At 37.0% G+C, this 12,679-nt stretch carries 9 protein-coding genes and 1 pseudogene; 1 reads left to right on the top strand and 9 read right to left on the bottom strand.

What is annotated here, in order from left to right:
- Positions 1–107: 107 nt before the first annotated feature.
- The 4 genes from alaS to IGJ20_RS06300 all read right to left on the bottom strand — a co-directional run bounded on the left by alaS (position 108) and on the right by IGJ20_RS06300 (position 6,918).
- A complete protein-coding gene (gene alaS / locus IGJ20_RS06315) occupies positions 108–2,750 on the bottom strand; it encodes an alanine--tRNA ligase (RefSeq protein ID WP_002366615.1) in 2,643 nt (880 codons plus the stop codon).
- A gap of 345 nt (positions 2,751–3,095) precedes the next feature.
- Positions 3,096–3,779, bottom strand: a complete 684-nt coding sequence (locus tag IGJ20_RS06310; protein WP_202522511.1) for a helix-turn-helix domain-containing protein — start codon at positions 3,777–3,779, stop codon at positions 3,096–3,098.
- A 545-nt stretch (positions 3,780–4,324) separates the two neighbouring features.
- Positions 4,325–5,683 carry a DEAD/DEAH box helicase gene (locus tag IGJ20_RS06305; protein WP_379897293.1) on the bottom strand — a complete coding sequence of 453 codons (1,359 nt, stop codon included), beginning with the start codon at positions 5,681–5,683 and terminating at the stop codon, positions 4,325–4,327.
- Positions 5,684–5,736: 53 nt separating this feature from the next.
- Positions 5,737–6,918 carry a VanZ family protein gene (locus IGJ20_RS06300; protein WP_202522510.1) on the bottom strand — a complete coding sequence of 394 codons (1,182 nt, stop codon included), beginning with the start codon at positions 6,916–6,918 and terminating at the stop codon, positions 5,737–5,739.
- A 55-nt stretch (positions 6,919–6,973) separates the two neighbouring features.
- Between IGJ20_RS06300 and IGJ20_RS06295 the strand changes: the two genes are divergently transcribed.
- Entirely contained in the window at positions 6,974–7,372 is a 399-nt protein-coding gene (locus IGJ20_RS06295; protein WP_202522509.1) for a hypothetical protein, read from the top strand.
- Between the two features lie 60 nt (positions 7,373–7,432).
- Here the strand turns inward: IGJ20_RS06295 and IGJ20_RS06290 are convergent, their stop codons facing one another.
- The 5 genes and pseudogenes from IGJ20_RS06290 to IGJ20_RS06270 form a co-directional block, all read right to left on the bottom strand.
- Positions 7,433–7,771, bottom strand: a complete 339-nt coding sequence (locus tag IGJ20_RS06290; protein WP_002357741.1) for a zinc ribbon domain-containing protein YjdM — start codon at positions 7,769–7,771, stop codon at positions 7,433–7,435.
- 113 nt (positions 7,772–7,884) lie between these two features.
- Complete coding sequence (locus IGJ20_RS06285; protein WP_002357742.1) at positions 7,885–8,838, bottom strand: DHH family phosphoesterase; 954 nt, start codon at positions 8,836–8,838, stop codon at positions 7,885–7,887.
- 13 nt (positions 8,839–8,851) lie between these two features.
- On the bottom strand, positions 8,852–10,171 hold the full coding sequence (locus IGJ20_RS06280) for a DRTGG domain-containing protein (protein WP_002357743.1): 1,320 nt from the start codon (positions 10,169–10,171) through the stop codon (positions 8,852–8,854).
- Positions 10,172–10,180: 9 nt separating this feature from the next.
- A pseudogene (locus IGJ20_RS06275) lies at positions 10,181–10,854 on the bottom strand (metal-dependent hydrolase).
- A gap of 204 nt (positions 10,855–11,058) precedes the next feature.
- Positions 11,059–12,492, bottom strand: coding sequence for an MFS transporter (locus IGJ20_RS06270; protein WP_002369482.1), 1,434 nt, complete (start codon positions 12,490–12,492; stop codon positions 11,059–11,061).
- Between the last annotated feature and the right edge of the window lie 187 nt (positions 12,493–12,679).

Raw genomic sequence — 12,679 nt, 5'->3', positions numbered from 1 at the left:
ATAAAAAAGAACCCCCTCCAAAATCAATTTCATAACTTTGAAGAGGGCTGTCATCATTGCTATAAAGAGCATTCTCCTTATATTAATAATAGGGAAAACATTTTTAATTAGGCATTTGCCAACCAGTTTTCAACTTCTGCTAAGGCATCCGCAATCCCTGCTGGATTTTTCCCACCAGCTTGAGCCATATCAGGACGACCACCGCCGCCACCGCCAACTTTTGGCGCAATTGCTTTGATTAAGTCACCGGCTTTTAAGCCTTTTCCGTTCATGTCTTTTGTCATAGCCGCTAACAAGCTTACTTTTTCATCTTGTGCAGTTGCTAGAACTAGTACATCAGACAATTCTTTTTGTTTCCATTGGTCGGCCAATTGGCGTAATTGATTCATGTCTTTAACATTGACTTGAGCGGCAATATAACGAACACCGTTGACGTCTTTGACATCTTTAAAAATGTCACCAGCTTGTTGGTTCGCTAATTTGCCTGCCAATTGTTCGTTTTCTTTTTGTAGATCACGTAATTGTTGTTGCAATTGCTCTGTTTTCGTAACCACTTCTTTTAATTGAGGTGATTTAACTAATGTAGCAATCTCTTTCAATTGACGTTCTTCTTCTTGTAAAAGTTGATACGCTTCTTTACTCGTCACTGCTTCAATACGGCGTACTCCTGCACCAATTCCAGATTCAGAAACAATTTTGAAAATCCCGATATCTTCTGTATTAGCAACGTGTGTTCCACCACATAATTCGATAGAGTAATCCCCAATATTAACTACACGGACTTCTTTGCCATATTTTTCGCCAAATAACGCCATTGCGCCCATGTTTTTCGCTGTATCAATATCTGTTTCAATTGTGACAACAGGAATAGCTTCCCAGATTTTTTCGTTAACGATGGCTTCCATCCGCGCTAGTTCTTCTGATGTAACTTGCCCAAAATGAGTAAAGTCAAAACGTAGATGTCCTGGTGCAACTAGTGAGCCTGCTTGGTTGGCATGCTCCCCTAACACATCTTTTAAAGCACGATGCAATAAATGGGTTGCCGTATGGTTTTTCAAAATACGTGTCCGCATCCGTTCGTCCACTTGCAATTGATAAATTTGGCCTTCAGCTAATGGCGCCAAAACTTCTACTTTGTGTAAAAATTGACCATTTGGTGCTTTTTTCACATCCACCACGTTGGCAACGACTTCCCCTGCGGTATTTTTTACATAGCCGCGGTCAGCAATTTGTCCACCCATTTCAGCATAAAATGGTGTTTCAGCAAAAATTAATTCGGCTGTTCCTGCAGATGCTTCATTTACTAGTGCGTCACCTTGAATAATAACAAATAATTCACTATCATGTGTTAATTCTGTATAGCCAACAAATTTACTTTCTACTTTAATATCTGTTAATAAAGCAGATTGAACACCCATTGAAGTTTCTTTACTGCGGGCAGAACGAGCGCGTTCACGCTGTGCTTCCATTTCTGTTTCAAACCCAGCATGATCGACTTTCAAGCCTTCATCTTCCGCAACTTCTTCCGTTAATTCTACGGGGAAGCCAAAAGTATCATAAAGTTTGAAGATAATTTTTCCATCTAATGTATCGCCTTTTGCATCTTTAACTTCTTTAATAACCTCATTTAACATGCTTAAACCTTCATTGATGGTTTCATGGAAACGTTCTTCCTCTGTCCGAACCACTTTTTCGATGAAGTCTTTTTGTTGTAATACTTCTGGATAGTAGCTTACCATGATTTCGCCAACAACAGGCACTAATTTGTATAAAAAGGCTTCATTAATGCCTAATTTTTTCCCGTGCATTACCGCACGACGTAATAAACGACGTAACACATAGCCACGACCTTCATTTGAAGGAAGCGCACCATCACCAATTGCAAAGGATAAAGCACGAATATGGTCAGCAATCACTTTAAAGGAAACATCCGTTTGTGGTGCATCTCCATATTTCACGTTGGTTCCTAAAGCTTCTACCGCATGAATGATTGGCATAAATAAATCAGTTTCAAAATTTGTTGGTGCATCTTGAATGATAGATACAACACGTTCCAAGCCCATGCCCGTATCAATGTTTTTATGTGGTAATGGTTCGTACGTATCTTCTGGTGTATGATTAAATTCAGAGAACACTAAGTTCCAAATTTCTAAATAGCGTTCATTTTCGCCACCAGGATAATTTTCTGGATCATCTTCTGGAATATCTAAAAATTCTTCGCCGCGATCATAAAAGATTTCCGTATCTGGACCACTTGGACCAGCACCGATATCCCAGAAGTTATCTTCTACATCAATAATATGATCTTCAGATAAACCAACTTCATCACGCCAAATGCGTTTTGCTTCTGTATCTTTCGGATAAACAGTCACATATAATTTTTCTGGGTCAAAAGCAAGCCATTCAGCACCAGTTAAAAATTCCCAAGCCCAGTGAATCGCTTCATTTTTAAAATAATCTCCAATTGAGAAGTTCCCTAACATTTCAAACATTGTATGATGACGAGCCGTTTTCCCAACATTCTCAATATCATTTGTACGAATAGATTTTTGAGCATTCGTAATTCTTGGATTTTCTGGCACAACAGAGCCATCAAAATATTTTTTCAAGGTTGCAACACCAGAGTTAATCCATAATAATGTTGGATCGTTTACTGGTACTAAAGAAGCGCTTGGTTCTACTGAATGTCCTTTAGACTTAAAGAAGTCTAAATACATTTGGCGAACTTGACTACTTGTTAATTCTTTCATTGATTTTCCTACTTTCTATTAATAATTAACTATTTATGTTTTGTACCTTCTTAAGTGGCAGATTGTGAACACAAAAAACACCATTGCAGTCAAGGACGATTGCTCGCGGTACCACCTTGATTGCAATGATGTTGGATCATTACCTCTTAAGCTCTATAACGCAGAGTCGCGTTGATATTTCTATCAAGTCCATCTAAAGGGAGCAAGTAAATTTATCTGATGCCCTTCTCTCAGCAATGAACGGCTTTCTGTGATCAAAATAAGATTCCTCATATCCTTTAGCTTATAGTCAAAAGTATAAGAAAGATCTGCTAAAAAGTCAATTGTTTTCGTAGGAATCTTTCCTTACTGAGCTGTTTCAAATAACGTTTGCTCTAAATAAGGCAAAATTTGTTCATTTATTTGATACCCTTTTCCCCAAGAGGTTGTAATAGTCTCTTCGTTCATACCTGCATCACTAAATTTTTGTTTCACTCGTTTACATACGAAAGACAGCTGCGATTTTGTAGAAGCATCTGGTTCTTTCTGCCAAAGCAAGCGACAAATTTGATCACGATCCAACCCTTCGTGGGCATGCTGATACAAGATTTTTAAAAAGCGTTGCTCGTTTTTTGTAAAGCGAATCTTTTTTACTTGGTCATCAAGTAGCTCGGCTGTTACTTCGGCAAAACTTTGATCGACAGTGTCAATTTTTTCACGAATATCTTCCAATGAATCTTTGAGGCCTAACCACCGGATAATACCTCTTTCCTGCCAAATCTCTGCTTCACGTTTATTACACATCGATTGTGAACGTCGATAAATCGGCTTCTCTAACGATGAAAGACTTCCTAATAATCTCAAGCAATCGTTCTGAGAAAGTGTTTCGCTTAATACAATTGCATCAAAATAATAAAAAAAAGTTAACTCATGTTCTATAGTTTCTTCACAGCAGTTCGTACAAAAGACTTCATAATTTAAATGTTGTAATTGCTGCTGAAATGTTTGCTCAACTAAAATGTTCTTTGTTAATACCAAAATCCTTCTCATTTCTTCTTTCCTCCTAGAACTCTTTCTGCTACCAATAACTAAACGCACCAATCAAAATACGTTACCAAATCGCGTGTTTTCTCCATCGATTGGTTAATAAACACCTTTTTATCTTCATCTCTCTTCGCTCCTTTATTCTTTATTTTGGTGGTTATTTATATTATATTAGAAAATGATTTTTTTTGTGTGTAAAATTTTTTTATCCTCCGTAAAAAAAAATGAATTTCCTTTAATATCAACTAATAAAGCTGATTTTTTAACAAAAAAAGTGCCGAAACTTCCTACTTTTTGCTAAAACACGCCAAAAATTCTGTAATTTTATTATTTTTTCTCGAGAAAACATCAAAATGTTGATCTTTAATACTAACATTTTGATGTTTTCGACAAAAATCTTTACAATTAATCGGTAATTTTCTCTACTTTTAACGATAACTACTTTTAAAAAAGAGTTATTTTAAAAGTGACTTAAATATTTATCATATAAAAAGTAAGGGACTAAAATCTTTACGATTCTAGTCCCTTACTTTCTATAATCCACAACGTTTTTAGTTAGAAGAATTCTTTTTTGCTTTTCTAGCAGAACGATCTTTTTGACGACGTTCAATTTTACGTTTTTTCTTATTGCTGTCTTCAATTGCCCAATTAATTTTTTTCTTGTATCCTGGTTTAATTTTTTTCTTTTTCTTTTTCACTAAACCAATTAACGTTGGGTCTAATTCTTCTCGAGATTTTTCTCGTTTTGTTCGACGATTACGATCATACGTCTCTACAATCTCACCATTTTTAATTTCTTTTGGTTTGAAAGAAACACCTAACTGCTCAATCTGAGTAATCGCTTCATCATCTGCTGGTGAATATAATGTTATGGCAGTCCCATTCAATCCATTACGTCCTGTGCGGCCAACCCGATGGATAAAGAAGTCCAATTCATGTGGAACTTCTGCATTGATGACATGTGAAACCCCTTCAATATCAATCCCACGTGCGGCTAAATCAGTAGCTACCACATATTGGTAGTCAAGATTTTGAACTTGACGCATCACACGTTTTCTTTCGCGTGGTGTAATGTCTCCATGAATTTTGGCAACTTTTAGGCCCTGATCTTTTAAGTAATCGGTGATTTCATCAACTCTTTGTTTAGTATTTGCAAAAACAATCGCTAAATAAGGATGTCCGATAGTCAATAATTGATAAATTATTTGATTGCTGTTTTTTCCTTTGGTGGAAATCAACCAATTGTCAATTATTTCTGAAATAACTGCTTTTGGTTTGATATGTTCAATCACTGGATTTTCTAAATATTTTTTTAAAAATGGTCGTAATTTTTCTGGAATGGTTGCAGAAAAAACGAGCATTTGTAATTTTTCTGGCAAACGACCAGCAATTTGATCGACTTCTGCTAAAAAGCCCATATCTAATGTCATGTCTGCTTCATCGACAACAAAGGCAAAAGCCGTATGCACTTTCAAGGCTTGTTCATTCATCATATCTAAAATCCGCCCTGGTGTACCAATCACCACATGAGGTTGTTGATGCTTTAATTTATTTAATTGACGTTGTTTATCTGTTCCGCCAACAAAATTTGACACTCGAATTTCTGGTTGACTGAAACGAGCCAGTTGCTGCGCTTCTTGATAAATTTGATTGGCTAATTCACGACTAGGCGCAGTAATCACAATTTGTACTTCGTCGATAGTTGGCTTAACTTTATCCATTAATGGAAGTAAAAAAGTATGCGTCTTTCCACTTCCTGTTTGCGATTGTCCAATGACACTTTTCCCTTTCTTAATGATTGGGATTAATTTTTCTTGGACTTCTGTTGGTTCTTCAAACCCTTTTTCTGCGAGTGCTTCGTTGATAAAAGGTTGAAATTGAAATTGTTTAAATGAAGGCACTTGCCTCACCTCTTCTCGTTAAATTCTTTATGCACTTTGGCATTATAACACAAAAACAACTTTTACTCACCTGCTGATTCCTTTGTTTTCGCAACTTCTAATGTACTGACTGTATAAGTGTGGCTGGCTTTTTCATAAAACAAACGCCGTTTTTTACGAATCAAGGTTAACAAAACGTTGATCAAAAATAGTAAATATAAAATTAAACAGAACAAATACAGAAGCAACGACACCATTTGCAACATCCGATTAGAAGAATTCAATAAATCAGTGGCATTAGCTAGATAAATACTAATTAAACCATACACAAAATACAAATAACCGTAGCGAACAAACAAGGCTTTTAAACGAATTTTTTCATGTCCTGTTTCAACCACCCGAATGCGAACAACTTTTTTACCTAACGTTTGACCATTTGTCAGTTTCATCATGACGATAAAGACCGCAAAAACCATGATAAAGAACCACATCCGATCTGAAAAAATCGGATAATTGGTTGCCCAATTTTTATAAGCTGGAATGAAATTTAGTCCAAAAACGAGCAGGCCTTGCACAAAACCAATCACCAACCAATCAATTCCCCATGCAAAGAAACGTCTTAACAGGCTAACTGTCTGCCCTTTTTCATAAGAGGTGGCATCAATTTCTTCTCGTGTTGGCAATAAAAAGGTAAAGAGCGGCGTCAACCAATAACCAACTATGCCTCCGACGGTATTATTAATTAAATCATTGACATCCGCCAAGCGATACGAACGTGGATAAATAAAATAAAGGCCAGATAACTGTGTTAATTCAAAAAATAATGACAATAAAAAACTCGCAAGAACTGTTTTTAAAAATGAACATTTGAAATAATACCGTAAATACACACCAAAAGGTAAAACTAATAAAACATTAAACAGTGGTTCTAAAACGGCATGTTGTTTTAATGCTGGCAAATACGTACTAGGATCTTTGATCGAAAAAACAGTTTCGTTTAAAATCCCTGAAATAAAATGAAAAGGCCGCAGTTCCATTGTTGGTCCTGTGTATTGAGCCACTTCTGCTCGAGATGGCAACGGTAAAATTACCAAGAAATAGGCACATAATAAATAAAAAACAAATGAATACAAAATCATTGCTCGTGTCCAAACAAATGAACCATATTTGCGGTATTCATAGATTAATAATGCCCCAGAAATAAAAAATGCTAGAAACGGGAAAATAATGATTGCCCATTTAATTGGTTCGCTATATACTGCCATAAAAATCCCTCCAAGATAAACAATTTCAAGTATGAATGCCTCAATAACACTATACTTGTTTCTAAAAAAATGTACCAACAATAAATTTTATTTTGCAAATCCTCTCCTTTGCAGTATCATTAAGAAAAAGGAGGACGTTCTCATGTTACAGCCATATTTTGCGTTTGGAGTGCCGCTATTTTTACTTGTGCTCTACTTACTCTTTGCACTGATTCACCGTCAAACAACGATTCATTATTTACGGTTTATTTTGTTACTTATTTCAACATTTCTCATGGTTTTTAGTTTCCAAGTATTGCAAGAATCATGGACCATCAACTCTGAAACGTTAAAAGATGCCGCTTATTCTCCGCAATGGTTATGGATTCCTTTAGGTATCGGGTTAATCCTCACACTTTACAACGCTTGGCACGGCCTTCGTACAATGATAAAATACAAGACCGATAAACATTAGTAAGAGTCTAGGACGATGGTTGTGTCCTAGACTCTTACTGTCTCATCATTCAAATGAAATTTAATTTTTCTTAACAAACTCTGATTTTAACTTCATTGGACCAAAGCCATCTACCTTACAATCGATGTTATGATCACCTTCCACTAAACGAATGTTTTTCACTTTTGTGCCTTGTTTAATTGCGCCACTGGCACCTTTAACTTTCAAATCTTTGATTACAGTAACACTGTCCCCATCCGCTAAAAGATTGCCATTTGAGTCCTTGACTACTAAGCCTTCTTCTGCAACTTCTTCTGTTGGTGACCATTCATGACCGCATTCTGGACAAATAAATAATCCGCGATCTTCATAGGCATATGCCGACCCACATTCAGGGCAGTTTGGTAATTGCTCTGTCATTGACGTTCTCCTTTGTAAAAAATAATTCTTTTTCATTTTACCTTATTTTCTAGTGAATGGAAAGTAGTCCGAATGATTTATCAACGTCCGATAACTACTTTCTAATTACTTATTTATTTTTGAGCCCACTCTTGGCAAGCTGCTTGGATTTCTTGGTAAATCACTTCAATTTCAGCCGCATCACGTGCATTAGCGCCACTTGCCAAAGGATGGCCGCCGCCATGATGTTTTTTAGCAATTGTATTAATGATTGGTCCTTTGGAACGTAACCGAACGCGATAATAACCTTCTGGCTGTTCAACAAAGATTGCCCATGAGAGAACATCTTCAATTTTTCCTGGCATTGAAACAATGGCTGCCGTTTCAGAATCGACAATATCATAACTGTTTAAAATACTTTGTGGTAAAACGACACGAGCAGCGCCATTTGCGTCGATTTCTAAATTTTGATAAATATAACCCGCTAATTTAGCAACCTTTAAAGGCATTTGGTCTAACTCACGATTTAAGTCTGCGGCATTAAAGTTAAACGTACGCAATTGCGCAGCGACAGCGAGTGTATGCGCCGAAGTGGAAGGATAAAGAAAACGTCCTGTATCCCCCACAATCCCAGCATACAATAAACGAGCTGCATTATCTGTCATCGTTAATTCTGCTAAATGCTGTTGCCAAAAATCAACAATAATTTCACTACAACTACTTGCATTTGTATTCACCCAAACTAAATCTCCATAAGGTTCATCATTCGGATGATGATCGATTTTAATTAATTGATCGCCTAAAGAAAAACGCGCATCACTAATTCGTGGAGCATTTGCAGTATCTGTTACAATGACTAATGCACCTCGATAGACATCGTCAGTAATAACGTCCATTTCAGCTAAAAACTCTAAGCCTTCCACTGGTCCGCCTACTTGATAAATATTTTTTTCAGGAAAGCTCGCTCTTAAGAGTTCTGCTAACCCAACCTGTGAGCCAATCGCATCTGGGTCGGGCCTTTGATGTCTATGAATAATAATTGTTTCATATTGTTTAATTGCTGCCATAATTTCTTTTACTACGTCCATTCTTTGTAGCCTCCTACGTTCTCTCCATCACTTGGCAAACAACAATTGCTTTTGCCACAATGACATTTTCTAAATAAACTTCAATATCTAATTTTGCAGAGCGACGACCAATTTCTAAAATCCGTGGACGAATGTCCAATTCACTTTCCAACTGGATTAGCCGCAAATAATGTAGATTCACTTGTTCAATTAGTACATTTCTTTTTTGATTCATCAACATTGTTCGTTGTGTCACGTTAGAAATAATTTCACTTAGGACACCGAACGAGATGGTACCAACACTGTTAACCATTTGGGGCGCAACCGAAAAACGAAAACGGGTTGTTTCTTTGCCATTTTCTTCAACAGGCATCACTTCCCCGGAAATTTGATCTGAAATTGTATCTGCAATTTGTGGTTGTCGTTGCACCAATTGCATAGCTTTCATCACATCTTGGCGAGAAACAATCCCAACAAGCGCTAAATCATCTTCCACCACCGGCATGACTTCTAGACCATCCCAAATCATTTGATGACTGACACTCGCTACACTCATCATCTTTTTCACAACATTGGGATCCTTTGTCATGACTTTATCCACGGTTAAATGTTCACTTTTACCAATGACATCTTTGGCTGTGACAATCCCCACTAAACGTAATTTCTTATTTACTACTGGGAAACGAGAATGATGGGTACTTTCAGATAATGCCTGATAATCTGCAATCGTCTGAGTTGTCAATAAATAATTGGTTTTTTCAAGCGCTGTATAAATATCACTGACGAGTAAAATGTCTTTTTTAATCAGCTGATCACTTAAAGCACGGTTAATCATAGTAGCCACAGTAAATGTATCATATGTGGTTCTCAAGACAGGCATACCCAGACGATCTGCTAACTGCGCAATCTCTTCAGATGTTTCAAATCCACCTGTAATTAAAACGGCTGCCCCATTTTCTAAAGCAAGCTTTTGCACACCTTGGCGGTTACCAACAATCATTAAGGATCCGGGAGTAATATATCGCGTCATTGCGGTTTCTGTCATCGCACCAATTACAAATTTATTAAGGACTTTGTCTAGACCAGAGCTACCGCCTAACACATCCCCTTCAATAATCCGGACCACTTCACCAAATGTTAATTTTTCAATATGTTTTTTTAACTTCCGCTCAATTCGTATCGTACCAACACGTTGAATGGTGGAAACAAGCCCAATATTTTCTGCATCTTTGATGGCCCGATACGCTGTTCCTTCACTAACACTTAAACTTTTGGCAATGCTTCGAACAGAGATTCGATCGCCAATTGGTAATTCTTCAATATGTTTTAAAATTTGATCATGTTTCGTCGCCATAATTTCCTCCTAAACTAGGATCGTCTCTCCTGGGTTTAATACTTTCCCGCCAACTACTTGCTCTACGAATATTGCTGGATTTTGTTGGATAACAGGAAAGGTATTGTAATGAATTGGAATGGTTATTTTGGGATTTAAGTAAGAGACTGCTTGTAGCGCATCCTCTGGTCCCATCGTGTAATTATCGCCAATTGGTAAGAACGCTACATCAATGGATTTGTCTTTTGCAAAAAGGCGCATATCTGAAAACAACGCCGTATCACCAGCGTGATAAATTTTTTATCTTCTGCTTCTAAAATAATCCCACTTGCTTCGCCCATGTAGGTCATTACGCCGTCTATTTCATAACCGGAACTATGCAAAGCTGGCACAAATTTAACCGAACCAAAAGGAAAGACGTAACGCCCACCTAGATTCATTCCATGCGCTTTTACCCCTTGCGACTGCGCATACGTAGCCACTTCAGCTATCGCAATAATCGTTGCCTTGTTGGCTTGAGCAATTGCTAGCATATCGCCAATATGATCGCTGTGTCCGTGGGTGATTAAGATGTAATCAGGGTGTAAATCTGCAAGTGAAACGTCCGCTAAAGGGTTGCCATTAATAAAAGGATCAAATAAAAGGTTCGTGCCGTCGTTTAGATGAATTTCAATACATGAATGTCCATGTCCTATCAGTTCCATTTGTATTCCTCCTACGGTATTTTCTACACACTCTTATGATAATTAATCGTCAAATTCATTCTTAAAAGTAGTACAGTTTAGTACAGTTTACTTTCTTTATTGTAACAGAGAATTAGAAATATACAATCGCATTTGCTTATTTTCTTAGCTAGTAAAGAAACAGACGAGAAAAATCATGAATCTTTCTCGTCTGTTTCTTTTTACTTATTTGGTTGTTTTCCGAAAACGTAAAATCGTTAATATAAAGGCCGCCACACATAATAGAAAGGCGACAAAAAAGGTTTCACGCATTCCCACAATAAATATATCTGGGCGATTAGCCAGATACGTGGTTACTCGTTCACCATAAGCTTCGCTCATGCCACGATATAAAATGGTCGTTGACAACGCAATCCCAATGACCATTCCTAAGTTTCTAGCAAAAGAATTCATACTTCCTGCTACACCTAAATCTTGCTTTTCAACACTGCTCATAACCATTGTATTGTTTGGAGACTGGAAAAGTGCATTTCCCAAGCCCATAATGGCTGTTGCAATCACATAATACCAGATAGGCGAATTCATATCTAAAAACATATACATTAACGACGTACAGCACAAGAGCAACAATCCGCCAAATGTTAAAATACCTGGGCCAATTTTATCCGTCAAATAGCCACTCAGAGGAGCCCCAACCACCATTAATAACGGAAATACCATCATTAATAGACCAGCATAACTAGCACTTAGTTTGCGTGCATCCTGCAAATAAAATGGAATGACAACATTTACAAAAAAGTTTGAGGCAAAAATTAAAACGGCGGACAATAAACTTAAAGTAAAAATTTTGTTTTTAAAAATTGCGAACTTGATAAGTGGGCTTTTTCTTTTCCGTTCAACCATTATAAATAATCCTAATGCGATTACTGCAATAATGAACAATAAATAGGATTGTAACGAGCCAAACCCGCTCTCTTGTCCGAGGAAAATCCCGCCGAAGAACGTCATAATCGCAATGGCAATACAAGCAAATCCTGGAAAATCGATTTTTTCTTTTGTTTTTGTAATATCTTTTGGTAGAAACTTTTCGCCAATTAAAATTGTAACTAGCCCCACGGGAACATTAATCCAAAAAATATACGACCAAGAAAAGTTTGATAAGATCAATCCACCAATCCCAGGACCAGCAATCGCGCCTAAAGAGACAAAGGCACCTACTGCACCGAGCGCCCGCCCTCTTTCATTTAAAGGGAATACTTCCGTAATAATTCCTGAATTGGTCGCCATGGTCATGCTAGCACCAATACTTTGAACGACTCGCGCAAATAATAGAAAGCTCAGCGATTGATTAAAGCCACAAAGTAATGAACCAATCGTAAAAATAACCGTGCCAATTCGATAAACTTTTATTTTTCCAAAACTGTCGCCAATTTTTCCAAATAATAATAAACAAGCACAGACAACCATTAAATAAATAGATACGACCCATTCCGCTTGATTCATGGGTACGGACATTTCTTTTGAAATAGTCGGTAAAGCAATATTTACAATGCTGGAATCTAATGTAGACATGAAGGTAAACATAGCCACAGAAACTAAGATCCACCAACGATTTTTCTGCACTTCAGAATCCTCTTGGTAACTTTTAATTTTCTCCATTGATTCATCCCCTCTCGCTCCAAAACAGTTTACTTACTAATAATAACTCTATTTCTTCTTTTTTTCATCGGAAATTTTCTAAAAAATCACTCATGAGATGTTCACCTTCTTATTACACGCTCGCAATTGACAACCATTCGCTTTTACGCTAATTTAAAATTAGCAAACGGAAAACGCAAGGAGGACT

Source organism: Enterococcus sp. DIV0294, from assembly GCF_050558155.1.
GTDB classification, from domain to species: Bacteria; Bacillota; Bacilli; order Lactobacillales; family Enterococcaceae; genus Enterococcus; species Enterococcus faecalis.
The sequence above is the reverse complement of the archived record's forward strand: the minus strand, read 5'-3'. Positions and strand labels throughout refer to the sequence as shown.